We start from the raw sequence: 22068 nt of genomic DNA, 5'->3' as shown, positions 1-22068 counted from the left end.
TATAAAAACAAAGAAAAAATAGAGTATTATAGAAAGTTAACAATTGAAAAAAATAAGTAGTATAATTAAAAAAAGAAATATGGTTATATGAGGAGATGATATTTTATGAAAAGTTTGAATGGAAATTTAATAAGAATCTCTAAGGATTTATTAAAGATAACATTAAATAAAGAAGTTACTGGTACTTTATATTATTCAGAGAAGATAGATGGAGAATTAAAATTTATTAAACATATAGAAAAAGAAAATGAGCTTGAATTTAAGGATCCAGATCCTAAAAATAGAACTTTTTATTTCATAAAATGTGAAGATGAAGAGTTGATTTTAGCAGAAAGACTTTTGCCATTTAAAAAGTTTTGTAATTTTAGAGATTTAGGTGGATATGAAACTAATGATGGAAGAAAGGTTAAATGGGGATTGTTCTATCGTTCAGAAGCGTTAAATAAATTAAAAGGAGAGGATTTAGAATATTTCAATACTTTAGGCATAAAGTATATTTTTGATTATAGATCATTGGAAGAAGTTAAACTAAGTCCAGACAGAAATGTTGAAGGTACAAAAAATATAAATATATCTGCTATGAGAAATTTAGATAATCAAAACTTAAATATGGAATCTTATTTAAAAGGTATATTATCAAAAAATAGTAATCAAGAACCACCTGAAAAAATATTGATGGATGGATATATTGAGATGCCTTTAAATAATTTAGCTTTTAAAGAACTTATTAAAACAATAGAAAATCCTAAAAATTTAGCTATCTTACAGCATTGTACATCAGGAAAGGATAGAACTGGATTAGGGTCAGCCTTAATATTATTACTTTTAGGTGTGTCAGAGAAAAAGGTAATAGAAGATTATATGCTAAGCAATGAATATAGAAAAGGAGAAAATCATAGAATACTTCAAGCGTATGAAAAACATATATCCAATGAAAATATAAAGGAATTAATAGAAAATATTTTAGGTGTGAAAAAGAAATTTATAGAATTAAGTTTAAATAGAATAAAGGAAACCTATGGTAGTTATGAAACATATTTTTTAAAAGAGTATGGACTAAATAAGGAAAAAATAGAGTTTTTAAGAAATCAGTATTTATATTAATTCTTATAAGAAAATAGAAGTTAAAATACTAGATTTAAAAAAGAATAAAGGGTTATATAAAAGGCAGTAAAGCAAAAAAACTTTACTGCTTTTTTTATATTTAAAGGATTTAAACAAAAATATTAAAAGTATTTAAGCATATGATTTATTTAACGATTAATATTATGGTAAAAAAGTTAAATAAAGTTAACGGATATTTAACAATAAAAGATTGAAAAATATTCGTAAAATAATGTACAATACATATTGTATAAAATTTACTTTTATAACAATAGTAAACTAAATTAGGGGGAAAAATATGCTTAAAAAAGTAAGGGAAAAGAAATTTACAGCATTAGCAGTGGCCACGTCCATGATTTTTGGTATTGCATCACCGTTAACTACTGTAAAAGCTACTGAAAATTTAGCACCAGAAAACTTAGAGAAGAATGAAGTGGTGAACACTAATGTAAATGAAGGTGATGTAACTATTCAAATTTTAGGTACATCAGATCTTCATGGTAAATTTATGAATTATGAGTATGCTAGTAATCAAAAAGCTGATGGTGGATTAAATCAAATATCTACTTTGGTTAATAATGCTAGAAAAGAAAATCCTAACACAATAGTTGTTGATAATGGAGACACTATACAAGGAAACTTTAATCACTTATTTAAAGATGGTCCTAATCCTATGATTACTGGAATGAATGCTATAGGATATGATGTTTTCTCTTTAGGAAATCATGAATTTAACTATGGAATGGACAATCTAAATAATGTGGTAAGTCAAGCTAATGATAATTTAGATGTATTATGTGCAAATCTTTATAAAGATGGAGAGAGAGTTTACAAAGGGTACACAACTAAAGAACTAGATGGAGTTGAAGTTGCTCTAATCGGTGTTGTAAGTCCTCACATAATGAAATGGGATTCTGAAAACTTAAAAGGATATGAAGCTAAAAATCCAGCAGATGAAGTTGGTTTCGTAATAGATGAAATAGAGTCTAGACCAGAAGGTGGAGCAGATGTGTACGCTGTAGTTTCACACGTTGGAATAGAGAGTGAGTATGGTGATGGAGATAGTGCTAGAGCAATAGCTGAGCAAAATCCAGAGGTTTCTGCAATACTAGCAGGGCATAGCCATTCAACTGAACAAGGAAAAGAAATCGGAAATGCTATTGTAACTCAACCTTCAAGTAATGGACAATATGTTTCTCAAGTAGAATTAACTGTTAGAAAAAATGGAGAAGATGTAGAAGTTGTAGATAAAAAATCTAAATTATTAAGTACAAAAGGGGTAGCAGAAGATCAAAAATTAAATGATTTACTTGCTAATTTCCATAATACAGCTATAGCTGATGCAACAGCACCGGTTGGTCAAATGGTTGATGGAAACCTTGCTGATAAAAATGAAATAAAAGATATACCACAATCTTTAGTTGAAGATCAAGGTATAACTGATTTCATAAATGAAGTACAATTATATAATAGTAGAAAGCACTTAGAATCAAAAGATATAAATCCAGATAATGTTTATCATGTTTCAGGAGCAGCTTTATTTAGTGCTTCATCAAATCTTTATGAAGGAAATATAAGCAAAGCAGATATTTCAAAGATTTATAGATATGATAATAAATTATATACTATAAAGACAACTGGAAAACAACTTAAAAAATATATGGAAGAAAATGCTGAATATTATAATACTTATAAAGAAGGCGATTTAACAGTATCTTTCAATGAAGATATTAGAATGTATAAATATGATATGTTTGATGGAATAACTTATGAAATAAACATATCTAAAGAGCCAGGTCAAAGAATTGAAAATTTAAGATTCGAGAAAGATGGTAAGGTGGTTGAAGATTCAGATGTACTTTACTTAACAGTAAATGATTATAGATATAACTCAGGTTTAGCTGCTGGAATTATGGATGAAGGTCAACATGAAAAGATATATGATACAAACAATGATCCTATATCAGATATGAGAGACTTAATAGTTGATTACATCCAAAATGTAAAAGGTGGAAAAGTTACTAAAAACGTTGATAATAACTGGAAGATTACAGGGAACGATTGGGATTCAGAGCAAAGAGATTTAGCTGTTAAGCTTATAAATGAAGGTAAAATAAAAATACCTGTATCAGAAGATGGAAGAACTCCAAACGTTAAATCTGTAACTTGGAATGATGTATTAGAAGCTTTAGGAACTAAGGAAGTTGAAATACCAATAGTTACTTTTAATGATTTCCATGGTACTTTAGAGGAATCTAAGAGTGAGGTTGGAGCTGCTAAATTAGTTGGAGAAATAAAGAGAGTAAAAGGTGAAAATCCGAATACTATAGTTGTTACAGGTGGAGATATTTATCAGGGAAGTGCTATGTCAAACCTTCTTAAAGGAGAGCCAGTTACTGCAATGCTTAGAGAAATAGGATTAGATTTCTCAGCAGTAGGTAATCATGAGTTTGACTGGGGATATGAATATATACCTGATTGGGCTAAGGTTGGAGAATTTGATTTCTTAGCATCAAATATATATGAAAAAGAAACTGGAGAGCCAGTTGAGTGGTCTAAACCTTATGGTGTTATTGAAAGAGAAGGAAAGAAAGTTGGATTTATAGGACTTGCTACTCCTGAAACTGCATATAAGACTAAACCAGACAATGTTGCTCATTTAGAGTTTAAGGATCCAGTAGAAGCTACAGAAATTTGGGTTGATTACCTAGAAAATGTAGAAAATGTAGATGCTGTTGTTGTTTTAAGCCATTTAGGAAGTGAACAAAATAGAGAAACTGGAGAAATAACTGGTGAGGTTGTTGATATAGCTAAGGTTCCAGGGGTTGATGCTATAATATCAGCTCATAGCCATCAAAAGGTTGAGGGTACAGTTAATGGTGTACCTATTATACAAGCTTATAAAAATGGTAGAAACTTAGGTTATGTTAATTTAAAATTTGATTATAATGATGAATTAGTTGTTACAACTAAACTTGATGATATTTCTAAGAGAAAAGATACTCTTCCAGTTGATAAGACTATGGAAGATATATTAGCTAAATACAATGCTGAGTTAGGTCCTATAATGAAAGAAAAGGTTGCTGATTTACCAGTTGATTTACCTCATGATAGAGACACTGGAGTTAGTCCTATGGGAGCAACTGTGGCAGAGGCTATGAGACAAATAGTTGATGCTGATATAGCAATAACTAATGGTGGTGGAGTTAGAGCACCTTTAATGGCTGGAACAGTTACAGTTGGAGATATGTACACAATACTTCCATTTGATAATACTTTAGTTACAATGGAAATGAAGGGTTCAGATATAATAAAAGTTTTAGAACATGGAATAGAGCCAGAAAACTTCGGATGGGGACAACATGCTGGAGTTAAAGTTTGGTACACTCCTGATGCTGAAAGAGGAGAAAAGATAACTTCTGTTAGATTAGCAGATGGAACTAAAATAGAAGAAGATAAGTATTATACAGTTGTTACTAATGATTTCATGGCTGTTGGTGGAGATTCATATGACTTCTCAGCTGCTAAGAATGTTGTAGATACAAACTTAGTTATAAGAGATGAAATGACAAACCATTGGAAAGAAAATGGAATAAATCCTATAACTGATTTATCTACTTTATTAGCTAAAGGTGAAGACACAACTGTTGATCCGGAAAATCCAGAACAACCAGAAAACCCAGAGAATCCTGGTAATGGTGACAACTTACCTAACACAGGTATGCCATTTGGAACAGGTGTTGTGGCTACTATGGGAACAGTCTTAACAGTTGGTGGATTAGTTGTATTAAAAAAGAAAAAGAATAATGCTGCTTAATAGCAAGTGATTTTAGGGGAGTGAAATATAATCACTCCCTTTTTATATTTGAAGATAATATATGTATTATAGAAGATTTATATAAAAGAAAAATAATATGTATAAAAATAGGAATAATGTCAATAATCACCAATGAGGTGATGGTATGAATTTCAGTAATATAAAAAATAACAACAAAATGAAAACTTTAATATTTATTCTTTTGGGTATATTTATATTTTCAAGCAGTTATATGATAGCTTATTTCTATAATAATAAAAAAGTTCAACAAACTAATATGAAGATTACAGAAAAAAAAGATGGTGAAGTTTTAGCGGCGGATATGGACGTAATCTTTACAAGAAGAACCTTAGATGATCATGTCGTAGTTGATTATAAAACTACTATTGGAGAGATGATTAAGAATGAAGAAATTAAAGAGCAAAATCTAGATGAGCTTATTTCAGCTGTAGAAAAAGATGGTTATAAATTAGTTTCATCTAACTCAGAAGAAGCAATATTTTTAAATGACATGGGAATTTTAGACGCTGGAAAATATTATATTGGCGAAAAAGAAGGATACATAGCAATATTTAAGGCTGGAGAAGATGGAAGACCTTTTATCGAAAATCCAGAAGATGTTAGTACGAAGAAAATAGATGATTTACCAGAAGTAGATAGAGAGAAGATAAGTAACTTTGAAAAGAAATATGATACAAGAGAAGAATGTGAAGAAGAAGTAACAAATTATATAAGCTAAGAAATTAATAAAAGTGATAATTTAGTTTCTTTATTTATAAACATATTATCACTTAATAGTAAAGTTAGTTTAAGTATTTTAAAAATTAATATATCCTATAATATAGGAAGATAATAATTCTGTAGATTAATGGCTGTATCTTATTTAGATATGGCTTTTTTTATTTATTAAATAAAACTGTAACCTTGAAAAATAGAGTGGTTAAGGGGTCTTTAATGAATAGTAAATTTTGTTGAATTCATTGATAATATTCCCTCTTCATGTTAAAGTATTATATAGATTTAAAGAACTTATTATACATAGGAGCATTATTATGTACGAATATATAAGAGGTCAATTTCAAGGAATAAATAAGGATTATGTTGTAATAGAGTTAAATAATATAGGATATAAAATTTTCACTTCTGGAAATACAATTTCTAATATGCCTAAGGTTTCAGAAGAGGTATTACTTTATCTGGAGCAAATAGTTAGAGAAGATTTTATAGGATTATATGGCTTTACAACAAAAGAAGAGTTAGAAATGTTTAAGCTTTTATTGTCCATAAATGGAGTAGGGGCTAAGGCAGCTTTATCACTTTTATCAATAAGTACTGTAAATAATTTGAAGTATGCAATAATGATGGGTGATGAAAAGCATATAACAAGAGCACCTGGTATAGGAAAGAAAACAGCTCAAAGAATTATTTTAGAGCTTAAGGATAAATTAAAACCAGATGAACTTGTTTCAGAAGAGGGACAATTAATAGAAGGTATTGATGATAATACTGACTATAGTTTCAATATAAATGAGACATTAAGTGCTTTAGTTGCATTAGGATATACAGAAAAAGAAGCTCAAAAAGCTTTAGAAAAAATCGATAAGACATTATCTTTAGAAAATATGATAAAGGAGTCTTTAAAGCTTTTAATGCGTTAGGAGGTGTAATTAAATGAGTGAAAGGTTAGTTACCTCTAATGAGATAGGAATAGATTCGGCTAATGAATATAGTTTGAGACCGGAAAGAATTAATGAATATATAGGGCAAGACAAGGTCAAGGAGAGATTAAATATATTCATAAAAGCTGCTCAAAGAAGAGAAGAGGCTTTAGATCATGTAATTTTATATGGACCACCAGGACTTGGAAAGACTACATTGGCTAATATTATAGCTAATGAAATGGGTGGGAATCTTAAGATAACATCAGGCCCTGCAATTGAAAGAGCTGGGGATTTGGCTGCTATATTAACAACCTTAAATACCAATGATGTTTTATTTATTGATGAGATACATAGATTAAATAGGAGTGTAGAGGAAATACTATATCCTGCAATGGAAGACTATGTACTTGATATAATTATTGGTAAGGGTGCTGCTAGTAAATCCATAAGATTAGATTTGCCTAAATTTACTTTAATAGGTGCGACTACTAGAATTGGAATGTTAAGTTCACCTTTAAGAGATAGATTTGGGGTTTTGTGTTCCATGGAATATTACACTAATGAGCAATTAAAGGAGATAATAGTTAGAAGCGCAGAGATTTTAGGTTGTGATATAACTAAAGAGGGAGCCTTTGAAATTGCTAAAAGATCAAGGGGAACTCCGAGAATTGCTAATAGACTTTTAAAAAGAGTAAGAGATTTTGCAGAAGTTTTATATGATAATGAAATTACAGAAGATGCTGCAAAAAAATCCTTAGAGCTTTTAGAGGTTGATGGGGAAGGCTTTGATAGAATTGATAATAGAATTCTAGAAGCCATAATAGATAACTTCAATGGAGGTCCTGTAGGAATAGAAACCTTAGCATACTTTGTTGGAGAAGAGTTAGATACCATAGAAGATGTTTATGAGCCATATTTACTTCAAAAAGGGTTTATAGTTAGAACACCGAGAGGAAGAATGGCCACAGATAAAGCATATAAACATTTAGGAAGAGTTAAATTTAATGAATCTAAAATAGATTCTAAACAATGTACGTTATTTGAAAAATAAAATAGAGAAGGTGTAATTAATGAAAGTAAGTGATTTTTATTTTGATTTACCAGAAGAACTTATAGCACAGTGTCCTCTTGAGAAGAGAGATGCTTCAAGGTTAATGGTTTTAGATAAGGAAACTGGAGAAATTGAACATAAAAAATTCCATGATATATTAGAGTATTTAAAAGAAGGAGATACTTTAGTTTTAAATAACACGAGAGTGTTACCTGCTAGGCTTATAGGAGAAAAAGAAGAGACTGGTGGTAAAATAGAATTTCTTCTTTTAAAAAGAATTGAAGGTGATAAATGGGAATGTTTAGCTAAACCAGGTAGAAAAGCTAAAGTAGGAACAGTTTTCACTTTTGGTGAAGGAAAGCTAAAAGCAATAGTAAGAGAGATTGGAGAAGAAGGAAATAGAATAATAGAGTTCATGTATGATGGTATATTTGAACAAGTGTTAGATGAATTAGGTCAAATGCCACTTCCACCATACATACATGAAAAGCTAGAAGATAAAGAAAGATATCAAACAGTTTATTCTAAGGAAAAGGGATCAGCAGCTGCACCGACAGCAGGATTACACTTTACTGAAGAATTATTAGAAGAAATAAAAGCTAAAGGTGTTAACATTGCATATCTAACTTTACATGTTGGTCTTGGAACTTTTAGACCAGTAAAGGTTGATGATATTAATAATCATGTTATGCACTCAGAATATTATCATTTAGATAAAGAAAATGCTGACATTATCAATAAAACTAAGGAATTAGGAAATAGAGTAATAGCAGTAGGAACAACATCAACAAGAACTTTAGAGACTATTGGAGATGAAAATGGAAGAGTTAGAGAACAAAGTGGATGGACAGATATATTCATATATCCAGGATATAAATTCAAAATAGTTGATAATTTAATTACAAACTTCCACTTACCAGAATCAACTTTAATAATGCTTGTTTCTACTTTAGCTGGTCAAGAGAACATAATGAATGCTTATAACACAGCAGTAAAAGAAAAATACAGATTCTTCTCATTTGGAGATTCAATGTTTATAAAATAAAAGGAAAAGGAAGGACTTTTTTCATGACTAAAAAAAGATACACTCTTTTAAAAAAAGACGGAAAAGCTAGAAGAGGTGAGTTTGTAACCCCTCATGGTACAGTTCAAACTCCTGTTTTTATGAATGTAGGAACTTTAGCAGCTATAAAAGGTGCAGTTTCTTCAATGGATTTAAAAGAAATAGGATGTCAAGTAGAACTTTCTAATACATACCATTTACATTTAAGACCAGGAGATAAGGTTGTAAAGCAAATGGGTGGATTACATAAATTTATGAATTGGGATAGACCAATATTAACAGATTCAGGTGGATTCCAAGTTTTCTCACTTGCTAGTATGAGAAAGATAAAAGAAGAAGGAGTTTATTTTAACTCACACATAGATGGAAGAAAAATATTCATGGGACCAGAAGAAAGTATGCAAATACAAAGTAACTTAGGGTCAACAATAGCTATGGCTTTTGATGAATGTATTCCAAATCCATCAACTAGAGAATATGTTGAAAAGTCAGTTGCAAGAACAACAAGATGGCTTGAAAGATGTAAAAATGAAATGGATAGATTAAACTCATTAGATGACACTGTTAATAAAGAGCAAATGCTTTTTGGAATTAACCAAGGTGGAGTTTATGAAGATATAAGAATAGAACACGCTAAGACTATAAGAAAAATGGACTTAGATGGATATGCTATAGGTGGTTTAGCTGTTGGGGAAACTCATGAAGAAATGTACAGAATAATAGATGCTGTAGTTCCTCACTTACCAGAAGATAAGCCAATATATTTAATGGGAGTTGGTCTTCCATCAAATATATTAGAAGCAGTAGAAAGAGGAGTTGACTTCTTTGACTGTGTATTACCTGCTAGAAATGGAAGACATGGTCACGTGTTTACTAAAGAAGGTAAAATAAACTTAATGAATGCTAAGTTTGAGTTAGATGCTAGACCAATAGATGAAGGATGTCAATGTCCAGCATGTAAAAATTACACAAGAGCATATATAAGACATTTATTCAAAGCAAAAGAAATGTTAGCTATGAGATTATGTGTTCTTCACAACCTATATTTCTACAATAAGCTTATGGAAGATATAAGAGATGCTATTGATGGCGGATACTTTGCAGAATTCAAAGCTAAAAAGTTAGAAGAGTGGAACGGAAGAGCTTAATAATATAAATATTACATAAAAGAAGGGAGTGGCAAAGATGGGCTTTCAACAAATAGCAGCAATGGTATTACCTTTTATTTTAATGTTTGGTGTATTTTATTTCTTACTTATCTTACCTGAAAAGAAAAGAAAGAAAAAATATGATGCTATGCTAGATGAGCTAAAAGTTAATGATAAAATTATAACTAGAGGTGGAATCATAGGAAAAATATTAAAAATAAAAGACGATAGCGTTGTAATAGAAACAACTCAAGATAGAACTAAAATCGAGCTTTCAAAACAAGGTATAAGTTCAAAGGTTGACTAATAATTATTAAAAAATAGTTGTTTTAATGCATAAAATGCATTGAAATAGCTATTTTTTTGGTTTTAGGTATTGAATTTTATTTTATAATGTGAAAGAATAAGGATGGTAAATCAAATAAAGCTTTCTAAAAAGAACTTTAAAATTAAACCTTCACATGGTATAATATTAAAGATAGTTTTGATTGGAGGAAGAGTAAATGAAGCGTATAAAAACAGTAAACAAGTCAAGCTTAAAAAAGAGCTTATGTAAACCAGCAGATTGCAGAGAGTGTGCTAACTCATGCCAATCAGCTTGTAAAACATCAGCTACAGTAGCAAACTTAGCTTGTGAAAATTAATTATAAAATTTTTTAAGTGGCAGTAACTTTTAAAGTTGCTGCCATAGTTCTTAGTTAGGAGGAAATATTGTGGCATTAATTCATAAATTTATGCAAGGTGGAGAGTATTACGTAGTAGACGTAAACTCAGGAAGTGTTCATATTGTTGATGATCTTATTTACAATATGATAGATAATGATAATAAATTAAGCAGTAAGGAATGTTTAGTTGAAAAGTTAAAAGATAAATATCCAGTTGAAGAGATAGAAGAGGCTTATGAGGATTTACTTCAATTAGTAGAAGAAGACGCTTTATACTCAGGTGATTTATATGAGGAGGTTGCTAAAGAAAGCGATAAGGCACCTTCATACATAAAAGCATTATGCTTAAATGTTGTACATGATTGTAACTTAAGATGTAAGTACTGTTTTGCTGACGAGGGAGAATACAAAGGATGCAGAAAACCAATGAGCGCTGAAGTTGGTAAAAAAGCTATTGATTTTGTATTAGCAAATTCAGGTGGAATAAAAAATATAGAAGTTGATTTATTTGGTGGGGAACCACTAATGGTATTTGATACTATAAAAGAAATAATTGATTATGGAAAGAAAAGAGGACAAGAAGAAGGTAAGAATGTAAGATTTACAATGACTACTAACGCAACTCTTTTAAATGATGAAAGAATTGATTATATAGATAAAAACATTGGAAACATAATTCTTTCAATAGATGGAAGAAAAGAAGTTAACGATGCTGTTAGGATAAGAGTTGATGGTTCAGGAAGCTATGATAGAATACTTCCAAACATCAAGAAAATGGTTGAAAAGAGAGATCCAAGTAAACAATATTATGCGAGAGGTACATTTACAAGAAATAATACAGACTTCTTCCAAGATGTAATGGCTCTTGCTAATGAAGGATTTACTGAGATTTCAATAGAACCAGTTGTATTACCAGATGAACATGAACTATCTTTAAGAAGAGAAGATTTACCAACTATCTTTGGAGAATACGATAAGCTATATGATGAAATGGTGAGAAGATTAGAAGAGGGAGATAACATATTCAAATTCTATCACTTTAACATTGATTTAAATGGTGGTCCTTGTGTTTATAAGAGAATAGCAGGTTGTGGAGCAGGTCATGAGTATATTGCTGTAACTCCAGATGGAGAAATATATCCATGTCACCAATTTGTTGGAAATACTGATTTCTTATTAGGAAACATCTATGATGGAGAAATAAGAAAAGACCTTTCAACAGAATTTAAACAAGCTCATATATACAACAAGCCAAAATGTAAAGAATGTTGGGCTAGATTCTACTGTAGTGGTGGATGCCAAGCTAACAACTTTAACTTTAATGGCGATATTCACGTTCCATATGAAGTTGGATGCGAGATGCAGAAAAAGAGAATAGAATGCGCTATTGCACTAAAATCAAAGACTATGGAAACTGAATAATAATATAGTATTAACAATTGTTGCCATATATTGACTATATGGCAACAACTTAATATAATTTAGTTTATCAGAGAAATTTTTACAGAGGGGGATAACCATGAAATCAAAAGTAGGTAGCTTCATATTATTCTTTATCTCCATAGCAGTAATAAGTTTTTTAGCTCTAGCAGGGTTCAAAGGATTTACTTTGGGGAATTATCAATTTAAAACGTTTAATGAGGTTATAACTAAAGGGTTGGATCTACAGGGTGGAGTTTCTGTTCTTATGGAAATTCAAAGTGAGGACGTATCAGTAGATCAATTAAACACAACAAAGGAACTTCTATCTTTAAGGGTTAATAAGGTTGGAGTTTCAGAAACTGTAGTAACAACAGAGGGAAATAACAGAATAAGAATTGATATTCCAGGACAATACGATTCTAAAGCTATAGTTGAGTCTCTTCAAAAAACAGGAGAATTAACATTTGTAGGTCCTGAAGATGATGTAATTTTAACAGGAAAAGATGTTAAAAAATCAAGTGTATATATAGATCCTCAAACAGCTAAGCCTGATATTAAATTAGAGCTTAACGAAGAGGGAAAGAAAAAGTTTGCTGAGGCAACAGAAAAATATAAAGGTCAAAAGATAGCAATCAAAATGGATAATGAAACACTAACAGATCCAGTGGTAAATGACATAATAACTAACGGTGAAGCTATTATATCAGGAAATAGATCAATGGAGGAAGCAGAAAAAATATCTGGAATAATAAATGCAGGTGCATTACCAGTGCCAGTTAAGGCTGTTTCAGTTGAAACTGTAGGAGCACAATTAGGTGCGAATGCTCTTCCTAATGCTATGAAAGCAGGAGCTATAGGTGTAGCTATAATATTCATATTCATGCTATTATACTACAGAGTTCCAGGACTTATTGCATGTATGTCATTAAGTGTATATATATTAGCAGTTCTTTACACATTTGTATCAGTAGGGGTAACTCTTACACTACCAGGTATAGCAGCATTCCTTTTAACAGTAGGTATGGCCGTAGACGCCAATGTGCTTATATTTGAAAGGATTAAAGAAGAACTTAGAAATGGTAGAAGTATTACATCAGCAATGAAAATTGGTTTTAGCAATGCATTAAGATCAATTATTGACTCTAACATAACAACTCTTATTGCTGGTTTAGTATTATATTTCTTTGGATCAGGTCCAGTTAAAGGATTCGCATTAACATTATTAATAGGTATAATGATCAGTATGCTTACTGCCGTAGTAATCACAAGATTCTTTATGAACTTAGGATACAACATGGGAATATTAAATAAGCCTTCAATGTTTGGTCGTATAAAAGGAGGTAAACATAATGCTTAAAATTGTAGAGAAGAAAAAAATATGGTTTACTATATCGATTCTTGTAATTGCTATAGGTTTTGGATTTATGTTTACTAAAGGAATGAACTTTGGAATCGACTTTAGAGGTGGTACTCAAGTTGTAATAAACATGGGAACAGATTTTAATAAAACTGATGTTGACAAGATAGTAGAAGAATATTCAAAGGATGCTGTTACAAATCAGGTTAATGGTACTGAACTTCAAATAAAAGCAAAAGAGTTAGATAGTACTCAAGTTGATGAAATATTCAAAGCTCTTCAAGAAAAGTATGACTTAAAAGAAGAAGCTTTAGTATCTCAAAATGAGATAGGTGCTTCAGTAGGAAAAGATTTAACAACAAACGCTATAATAGCTCTTATAATAGCAATTATAGGTATGCTTATATATGTAATTATAAGATTTGAATTCTCTTTTGGTATTGCAGCAATAATAGCTCTTTTACATGACGTATTAATAACTATAAGTGTTTACGCTATATTTGGAATAACAATAAATACTCCATTTATAGCAGCTATACTTACAATAGTAGGTTACTCCATAAATGATACAATAGTTATATTTGATAGAATAAGAGAAAATAGAAATAAACTTAGAGGAAAATCAACAGAAGAAATTGCAGACATGAGTATAACTCAAACAATGTCAAGATCTATAAATACAACACTTACAACTTTAATTACTATAGTTTGTGTTTATATATTTGTTCCAACAGTTAGAGATTTTGCTTTTCCTTTAATAGTTGGTATAGCATCAGGAGCTTGTTCTTCAATATTTATAGCAAGTCCAATATGGTGTATGATAACTAACAGACAAAAAAAGAAAAAAGCAAGAAATAAGTAAGAATTTAAAATTGCTAGAAGTTATAAAACTTTTAGCAATTTTTTTATTTTAACTTTAAAATCTTCTAGATTTTAAAGAAAAACGCTAAAAAATAATAAAAATATCTAATGAATACGTATTTATTTGAAAAGTATTTGTCAAAAAGACAATTTTAAATTATAATATACTTGTTTTCTTAATTTTATGGAGGAGTTAAATTATGCAGAAGGCTTGGAAAAACATATATTGCACTAATTACATATCTGGGTATAGCCCTTTTAACATTAAAAATATGAATAAAGCAATAGAAAGACTAGCATCTGCAATTAACAACAGAGAAAAGATAGTTATATATGGTGGATGTGATTTGGATTCCATATGTGCAATATCATCTTTAATGCTTATACTTAAGTATTTAAATGCTGATGTTGAATATTGTGTAAGTTCAGATTGTGAAGAGAAAAACTATGATATAGATGAATATACATTAAAAGAGGATATCGCTTTTTTAGGTGCAGAACTTTTAATAACCGTAGGCTGTGGCCTTGAAGATAAAGGTGTTGAAAATCTTTGTAAAGTATTTAATATAGATTTAATCATAATGGAAAATAAACGCACAAAATGCATATATGATTCAACATATATAAACCCAAGCGAAGAAAATTGTTCATATAGATACAAAGATTTGACTAACTCGGGGTTAACTTTTAAGTTAATGCAAGCTATTGCGATATACTATAATATGAAAAGAATAAATAAGTATTTAGATTTAATACTTATAGGTAGCGTTTCTAAAAACGTTGAGAATAAAGGGGAAAATGGAATAATATTAAAAGAAGGCATTCAATATTTAAGATATACCAATAGTATCGGATTGAATGCTATTAAGAGTTTCTTTAATATAAGTGATATAAATATAGATAGTATAAAGAAAATAGTTAATGAAATAACTCCAAGAGAGGGTGCTATTAGCAAAAAGGATAATGCTAGGATAATAGTGGAATTATTAACTACAAACGATAAAGATAGAGCGGAACAGATAACTAAGTATATTTATAATGAAAAAATTAGGTAGTAATTAAAATTTATATATTTATTAATTTTGGAGGCAAAGTAATGAGTTTAAAGGATAAAATAAGAGTTATAGAAGATTTTCCTAAAAAAGGAATAAGTTTCAAAGACATAACTACTTTAATAGCTGATGGAGAAGGTTTAAAAGAATCTGTTGATCAAATGGCAGCATTTTTTAAAGATAAAAATATAGATGTTGTAGTTGGGCCAGAAGCAAGAGGATTTATATTTGGAGTTCCTGTAGCATATGCTTTAGGGGTTGGATTTATACCTGTAAGAAAACCAGGTAAACTTCCAGGTAATACAGTTAGAGTAGAATATGATTTAGAGTATGGAAAAGATGCTTTAGAAATACATGAAGATGCTATAAAACCAGGTATGAGAGTTGCTATAGTTGATGATCTTTTAGCTACTGGTGGTACAATAGCGGCTGTTGCTAAATTAGTAGAGCAAGCTGGTGGAGAAGTTGCTGGATTAGCATTTACTATTGAGTTAACAGACTTAAAAGGAAAAGATAAGTTAGAAGGATACGATGTAACATCATTAGTTAAGTATGATGTTTAAGATTCTTGAATTTTGTAAAATATTATAATAGGATTTTAAATGGCTGGTTTATTGACCAGCCATTAATTTTATTGTTGGTTTATTTTATTTTTTTGTTATATAATAATATAATATATTAAAAGAAATTTTAAGTAGGGGAGAATAATCCAGTATGTTAGAAGAACTAATTTCTAAAATAAAAGCTAATGGGAACAATGTTGATATAGATTTAGTTAAAAAAGCATATGATTTAGCTTTTGAAGCACATAAAGACCAAAAAAGAGCATCAGGAGAACCATACATAATTCATCCCGTTAGTGTAGCTATGATATTAGCTGACATGGGGATGGATACAAATACTATAGTTGCAGGACTTCTTCACGATGTTATAGAGGATACGAAATATACTTATGAAGATATAAGTAAAATTTTTGGAAGTGAAGTTGCAAACTTAGTAGATGGAGTAACAAAATTAGGTAAAATAAAATACAAGAGTAAAGAAGAACAACAAGCTGATAATATAAGAAAAATGCTTTTAGCAATGGCTAAAGACATAAGAGTTATAATAATAAAATTAGCTGATAGACTTCATAACATGAGAACGCTTAAACATAAGAAGCCAGAAAAACAAAAGAAGACAGCTCAAGAAACTTTAGATATTTATGCTCCTTTAGCTCATAGACTTGGTATGTCTAAAATAAAATGGGAGCTAGAGGATTTATGCTTAAGATATATAAATCCAACAGAGTATTATGATTTAGTAAATAAAATAGCAGAAAAAAGGGTAGAGAGAGAAAAGTTTATTTCACGTATAATTGAAGAATTAAACGAAAATTTAGATAAGGCTAATATAGATAGTGATATAGAAGGAAGACCAAAACATTTCTACAGCATATATAGAAAGATGGTAAATAAACATAAAAGTATAGAGCAAATCTTTGATTTAACGGCTATAAGAATACTAGTTAATACTGTAAAAGACTGTTATGCAGTATTAGGTATAGTACACACCATATATAAGCCAATACCAGGTAGATTTAAAGATTACATAGCTATGCCTAAGCCGAATATGTATCAATCCCTACATACAACGGTAATAGGAAGTGAAGGAAAAACTTTTGAAATACAAATAAGAACCTTCGATATGCATAGAACAGCTGAGTACGGAATTGCTGCTCACTGGAAGTATAAAAGTGGAGTTAGTGGAACTGATTCAAAGGATATGACTTTTGAAAATAAGTTAACATGGCTGAGAGATATACTTGAGTGGCAAAAAGAGGCTGTTGATGCAACGGAGTTTATGGAAGGATTTAAGCTTGACTTATTTTCAGATGAGATATTTGTATTTACTCCTAAAGGAGTAGTTATAAATTTACCAGCTGGAGCAACTCCTATTGATTTTGCATATAAGATACATACAGATGTAGGTAATAAGTGTGTTGGTGCTAAGGTTAATGGAAAAATAGTAACATTAGACTATAAACTTAAAACAGGTGAAATAGTTGAAATACTAACTTCTTCATCATCTAGAGGTCCAAACATAGATTGGTTAAATATCGCTAATAGTAATCAAGCTAGAAGTAAAATAAAACAATGGCTTAGAAAAGCAAGAAGAGATGAGAATTTAGAAAGAGGAAAGGAAATGCTTGAAAAAGAATGTAAGAAGCAATCCTTAGTATTTTCTGACCTTTGCAAGGGGTCGTTATATGAAAAATTATTAAAAAGATATCATTTAAATAACATTGAGGAAATATATGTTGCTGTTGGAGAGGGAGAACTTCTTTCATCTACAGTAATATCAAAACTTAAAGAAAATATTGTAAAACAAGTTAGTGAAGAAGAATTAAATAAGAATATTGAAGATCAAATAGCTAAGACAGAAAGACAAACTAAGAAAAAACAAAGTTATGGAGTTACTGTTAAGGGATTAAACAATATAATGGTTAGATTTGCTAGATGTTGTAATCCAGTGCCAGGTGATGATATAGCAGGATATATAACTAAAGGAAGAGGCGTTTCTGTACATAGAAAAGACTGTTCAAACTTTAAGGCTATAGTTGAAAAACAAGGAGAAAAGGTTGTAGATGTTAGTTGGGGAACTGAAAAGGGAGCTGCATATGTGGCTGAACTTGAAGTTAAAGCAGAAGATAGAATGTGTTTATTATCTGATGTTATGTTAGTTATAACTGATTCTAACCTTAGCCTACTTTCTTTAAATGCTAAATCAGGTAAAAATGGAGTAGCTAATATAAACATTCAAGTCAAAATTGATAATATAGAACAATTAAAAGACTTAATGAAAAAAATAAGAAGATTACAAGGAATATTAGATGTTTATAGAGTAAATAAATAAAAAAAGGGGCTGTAATAATGAGAGTTGTAGTTCAAAGAGTAAATAAGTCCTCTGTTAAAGTGGATGATGAAATAGTTGGAAGCATAAACAAAGGCTTTAATGTATTAGTTGGAATAGGGAAAGATGATACCTTAGAAGACTTAAAGTATATAAAAGATAAGGTTTTAAATCTAAGAGTCTTTGAAGATGAAGATGATAAGATGAATTTATCTTTAAAAGATGTGGAAGGAGAACTACTTCTTATATCACAATTTACTCTTTACGGAGATTGTAAAAAAGGAAGAAGACCAAACTTTATGAATGCTCTTGGAGGTGATGATGCTAAGAAACTATTTGATGAGTTTGTAAGCATGTGCAGAGAAGAGGGAATAAAGGTTGAAACAGGAGTTTTTGGAGCTCATATGATAGTTAGTATAGAAAATGATGGGCCTGTAACTTTAATGATAGATAGTAAAAAGAATTTCTAAACAAATATTACTATTTTAGCAATAAAGCATTATAATAGATATAGGATTTTAGAATAGTTAAACATTTATTTGTTTTGTGGGAGTTTAGCTTATTAGGTTAAACTCCTATAAATACGGCTAAATTTCAGTAAAATATATATTAAATTAAGCTTAATTTTTTAGGAGGGATTGATATGTTAATAAAAACAATTCCAGTAGGAATGTATCAAGCTAATTGTTATGTTGTTATAGATGAAGAAACGAAGGATTGTGTAATTGTGGATCCAGGTGAAGAGGCATCAAGAATAGAGCGTGTAATAGAATCTTTAGGTGCAAAGCCAAAAATGATTTTATTAACTCATGGACATTTTGATCATGTTGGAGCTGTTAAAAAACTTTCAGAAAAGTTTAAAATACCTTTTTATATAGATAAAAAAGATGAAGAAATGGTAGCAAGAAATGTTGACGTTTTTGGAAATCTTCCAAAGGCAAATGGATATTTAAAAGATGGAGATATTCTTAAGTTATCAGATAACTATGAAATAAAATGTATAGAAACTCCAGGGCATACTCCAGGTGGAATGTGTTTCTTAATAGATAATTGCTTATTCACAGGAGATACTTTATTTAGAGAGTCTGTTGGAAGAAGTGATTTTGAAGGGGGTAACCATGCAACTCTTCTTAAGAGTATAAAGGATAAAATTGTACCATTAGGAGATGAAATTGCTGTATATCCAGGTCATGGACCAAGCTCAACAATAAAGCACGAAAGACAAAGAAACCCATTTTTAGCAGGAGATTTTTATGTATATTAAAATATATCTTAACGACTTAAAGTATAGATATGATGTTTATCAAATGTTTAATATATTCTATACTTTTAGGGAGTTAAAGTTTGTAAATGAAGATGAAGAGAGAGACTATGATGTCTTTATATCTGAAAATATGGTGAAGTTATCAGATAAAGAGAATAGTTTTCCTTATGAGTTTAAAGAGGGATACGGATTTAAAACTGAACTTAAAAAAGGAATATTTAAATTCTTAGCTGACACTCTTAAGGATGAATATCCTTGGGGAACTTTAGTTGGAATAAGACCAAGTAAGATTGCTCTATCTCTTATAAGAGAAGGAAAGTCAGATGAAGAGATAATAAAATATTTTGAAGATAATTACATGGCAAGTGAAGAGAAAGCTAAGCTTTGTATAGAGGTTGCAGAGAGAGAAGAAAGCTTTGTAAACAAAGATGAAAAAAATATAAGTATATATGTAGGTATGCCTTTCTGTCCTACTAGATGCCTTTATTGTTCTTTTGCAGCTAATCCTATTGCTGGGTGTAAAAAAGATGTAGAACCTTATTTAGAAGCTTTAAGCAAAGAAATTTCAGCCATAAGTAAGTATGTAACAGAAAGAGGATTAAGCATAGAAACTGTTTATTTTGGAGGAGGTACTCCAACCTCAGTAAATAATGAACAATTTGAAATCTTAATGAAACATATATATGATAGTTTTGTTAAAGATAAAGAAATAAAAGAATTTACTGTTGAATGTGGAAGACCTGATTCAATAACAGAAGAAAAGTTAAAAACAATGAAGAGATATGAAGTATCTAGAATATCTATAAATCCTCAAAGTATGAATGATAAAACCTTGAAATCTATAGGTAGAGGCCATTTAACAGAGGATGTAGTGGATAAATTCAATTTGGCAAGAAGCCTAGACTTTGATAACATAAATATGGACATTATAATAGGGCTTCCAAATGAGGATATTTCAGAAGTTTCTAACACATGTTCAATGATAAAGGAGCTTAATCCAGATAGTTTAACTATTCATGGAATGTCTATTAAAAGAGCTTCAAGACTTCATGAAAGTTTAGTTTTACATAATACTATAACAATTGCAGATCAAAAAAATCTTAATAAGATGTATGAAATGAGTAAAGTCTTAGGAAGAGAATTAAATATGCACCCATATTATATGTATAGACAAAAGAATATGGTTGGTAATATGGAGAATGTAGGATATTCAAAAGCTAATAAAGAATGTATTTATAACATTCAAATGATTGAAGATAAGCAAACTATAATAGCATTAGGAGCAGATGCAGTTTCTAAGGTGGTATTTTTAGATGAAAATAAAAATCGTATAGAAAGATTTGCAAATGTTAAAGATGTAAAAGAATATGTTAAAAGAATAGATGAAATGGTTGAAGGTAAGATAGAATTACTTGATACTTTATATAAATAAAAATTAAATATTGTGTAGGAGGAGTAGTTTATGGCGATACAAGCTCAAAAGGGTACGAAAGATATGTTACCTAATGACGCTTATAAATGGCATTATATAGAAGACAAATTAAGAAAGATATCAGCAGAATATGGCATTAGAGAGATTAGAACTCCTATGTTTGAAGCAACTGAACTTTTTAAAAGAGGAGTAGGTGAAACTACTGATGTTGTTCAAAAGGAAATGTATACTTTTGAAGATAAAGGTGGAAGAAGTATAACTCTTAAACCAGAAGGAACAGCTCCATCAGTTAGAGCATTCGTTGAAAATAGCTTATATGCTGATGCTCAACCAACAAAAATGTTCTATTTTACTCCATGCTTTAGATATGAAAAAATGCAAAAAGGAAGATTAAGAGAATTCCATCAATATGGAATAGAAGTTTTTGGTTCACAAGAAGCTTCTATTGATGCAGAAATATTATCTTTAGTTATGAGAGCATTAACAGAGGATTTTGGAATAAAAGGATTAAGCTTAAATATAAATAGTTTAGGATGTCCAACATGTAGAGCTAAATTCAATGAGGCTTTAAAACAATACTTAAAAGAGAACTATGAAAATCTTTGTGAAACTTGTAAAACAAGATTTGAAAAGAATCCTATGAGAATCATAGATTGTAAAGAAAAAAGATGTAAGGAAATAGTTAAGGAAGCACCTTCAATATTAGATTACATCTGTGAAGAATGTAGTGATCACTTCACTAAGTTAAAAGCTTACTTAGATGTTATGGGAATAGAATATAATATAGATCCACAAATAGTAAGAGGATTAGATTATTACAGTAAAACTGTTTTTGAAGTTATAAAAGATGGATTAACAGTTTGTGGTGGAGGAAGATATGACTACCTAGTAGAAGAAATAGATGGCCCTAAAACTCCAGCAATGGGATTTGGATTAGGACTTGAAAGACTTCTTTTAATTCTAGATGAGGAAGGAATAGAGATTCCTGAACCTGTTAGATGTGAGGTTTATATTGGATCAATGGGAGATAATGCTAAGTTAGAAGCTATGAAGTTAGCATTTAATCTTAGAAAAGCTGGTGTTAAGGCTGAAATAGATCACTTAGGAAAGAGTGTTAAAGCTCAAATGAAATATGCTAATAAAATCGGAGCTAAATTTACTTTTGTTATAGGTGATTCTGAAATAGAAGAAAACAAAGTTAAAATTAAGAGAATGAGCGATGGAGAACAATTCGAAGTCAGCTTAGATATAAATGAAATAGTAAATATAGTTAAGTAAT

The 22068-nt window shown here is 30.0% G+C and carries 19 protein-coding genes; all 19 read left to right on the top strand.

Annotated elements, in window-relative coordinates; all coding sequences use genetic code 11:
* The first annotated feature begins 105 nt into the window (after window positions 1-105).
* The 19 genes from OIF33_RS04150 (at window position 106) to hisS (ending at window position 22067) form a co-directional block, all read left to right on the top strand.
* Window positions 106-1104 (top strand): tyrosine-protein phosphatase, encoded by a 999-nt coding sequence (locus tag OIF33_RS04150; RefSeq protein WP_322502960.1) that lies wholly within the window; start codon window positions 106-108, stop codon window positions 1102-1104.
* Window positions 1105-1402: 298 nt separating this feature from the next.
* The gene (locus OIF33_RS04145) at window positions 1403-4921 is read left to right on the top strand and encodes a multifunctional 2',3'-cyclic-nucleotide 2'-phosphodiesterase/3'-nucleotidase/5'-nucleotidase (protein WP_322502959.1); all 3519 of its coding nucleotides are present in this window, start codon (window positions 1403-1405) and stop codon (window positions 4919-4921) included.
* Between the two features lie 145 nt (window positions 4922-5066).
* Window positions 5067-5660 carry a hypothetical protein gene (locus tag OIF33_RS04140; RefSeq protein ID WP_322502958.1) on the top strand — a complete coding sequence of 198 codons (594 nt, stop codon included), beginning with the start codon at window positions 5067-5069 and terminating at the stop codon, window positions 5658-5660.
* Window positions 5661-5973: 313 nt separating this feature from the next.
* Window positions 5974-6579, top strand: a complete 606-nt coding sequence (gene ruvA / locus OIF33_RS04135; RefSeq protein WP_322502957.1) for a Holliday junction branch migration protein RuvA — start codon at window positions 5974-5976, stop codon at window positions 6577-6579.
* Between the two features lie 13 nt (window positions 6580-6592).
* Window positions 6593-7633: a Holliday junction branch migration DNA helicase RuvB gene (gene ruvB / locus OIF33_RS04130; protein ID WP_322502956.1), complete on the top strand. Its 1041-nt coding sequence runs from the start codon at window positions 6593-6595 to the stop codon at window positions 7631-7633.
* A gap of 19 nt (window positions 7634-7652) precedes the next feature.
* Window positions 7653-8678, top strand: a complete 1026-nt coding sequence (gene queA / locus OIF33_RS04125; protein ID WP_322502955.1) for a tRNA preQ1(34) S-adenosylmethionine ribosyltransferase-isomerase QueA — start codon at window positions 7653-7655, stop codon at window positions 8676-8678.
* A gap of 23 nt (window positions 8679-8701) precedes the next feature.
* Window positions 8702-9844: a tRNA guanosine(34) transglycosylase Tgt gene (tgt, locus tag OIF33_RS04120; protein WP_322502954.1), complete on the top strand. Its 1143-nt coding sequence runs from the start codon at window positions 8702-8704 to the stop codon at window positions 9842-9844.
* A 37-nt stretch (window positions 9845-9881) separates the two neighbouring features.
* Window positions 9882-10151: a preprotein translocase subunit YajC gene (gene yajC / locus OIF33_RS04115; protein WP_322502953.1), complete on the top strand. Its 270-nt coding sequence runs from the start codon at window positions 9882-9884 to the stop codon at window positions 10149-10151.
* Between the two features lie 196 nt (window positions 10152-10347).
* Entirely contained in the window at window positions 10348-10488 is a 141-nt protein-coding gene (scfA, locus tag OIF33_RS04110; protein ID WP_003451489.1) for a six-cysteine ranthipeptide SCIFF, read from the top strand.
* 69 nt (window positions 10489-10557) lie between these two features.
* A complete protein-coding gene (scfB, locus tag OIF33_RS04105) occupies window positions 10558-11931 on the top strand; it encodes a thioether cross-link-forming SCIFF peptide maturase (protein WP_322502952.1) in 1374 nt (457 codons plus the stop codon).
* A gap of 97 nt (window positions 11932-12028) precedes the next feature.
* Window positions 12029-13288: a protein translocase subunit SecD gene (gene secD / locus OIF33_RS04100; RefSeq protein ID WP_322502951.1), complete on the top strand. Its 1260-nt coding sequence runs from the start codon at window positions 12029-12031 to the stop codon at window positions 13286-13288.
* Window positions 13281-14150 carry a protein translocase subunit SecF gene (gene secF / locus OIF33_RS04095; protein WP_322502950.1) on the top strand — a complete coding sequence of 290 codons (870 nt, stop codon included), beginning with the start codon at window positions 13281-13283 and terminating at the stop codon, window positions 14148-14150. The genes secD and secF overlap by 8 nt, the downstream gene beginning before the upstream one ends.
* Before the next feature lie 199 nt (window positions 14151-14349).
* On the top strand, window positions 14350-15204 hold the full coding sequence (locus OIF33_RS04090; protein WP_322502949.1) for a DHH family phosphoesterase: 855 nt from the start codon (window positions 14350-14352) through the stop codon (window positions 15202-15204).
* Window positions 15205-15245: 41 nt separating this feature from the next.
* Window positions 15246-15764 (top strand): adenine phosphoribosyltransferase, encoded by a 519-nt coding sequence (locus OIF33_RS04085; RefSeq protein WP_322502948.1) that lies wholly within the window; start codon window positions 15246-15248, stop codon window positions 15762-15764.
* A 151-nt stretch (window positions 15765-15915) separates the two neighbouring features.
* Window positions 15916-18096, top strand: a complete 2181-nt coding sequence (locus OIF33_RS04080) for a bifunctional (p)ppGpp synthetase/guanosine-3',5'-bis(diphosphate) 3'-pyrophosphohydrolase (protein WP_322502947.1) — start codon at window positions 15916-15918, stop codon at window positions 18094-18096.
* A 17-nt stretch (window positions 18097-18113) separates the two neighbouring features.
* Window positions 18114-18563: a D-aminoacyl-tRNA deacylase gene (gene dtd / locus OIF33_RS04075; RefSeq protein ID WP_322502946.1), complete on the top strand. Its 450-nt coding sequence runs from the start codon at window positions 18114-18116 to the stop codon at window positions 18561-18563.
* A gap of 173 nt (window positions 18564-18736) precedes the next feature.
* On the top strand, window positions 18737-19357 hold the full coding sequence (locus OIF33_RS04070; RefSeq protein WP_322502945.1) for an MBL fold metallo-hydrolase: 621 nt from the start codon (window positions 18737-18739) through the stop codon (window positions 19355-19357).
* Entirely contained in the window at window positions 19347-20789 is a 1443-nt protein-coding gene (locus OIF33_RS04065; RefSeq protein ID WP_322502944.1) for a coproporphyrinogen III oxidase, read from the top strand. Before OIF33_RS04070 ends, OIF33_RS04065 begins: the two co-directional genes overlap by 11 nt.
* Window positions 20790-20819: 30 nt before the next feature.
* A complete protein-coding gene (gene hisS / locus OIF33_RS04060; RefSeq protein ID WP_322502943.1) occupies window positions 20820-22067 on the top strand; it encodes a histidine--tRNA ligase in 1248 nt (415 codons plus the stop codon).
* The last annotated feature ends 1 nt before the right edge of the window (window position 22068 follow it).

The organism is Clostridium sp. LIBA-8841, assembly GCF_034439435.1.
GTDB lineage: Bacteria > Bacillota > Clostridia > Clostridiales > Clostridiaceae > Sarcina.
Note: the sequence above shows the minus strand (reverse complement) of the source record. Positions and strands in the feature narration are given on the sequence as shown.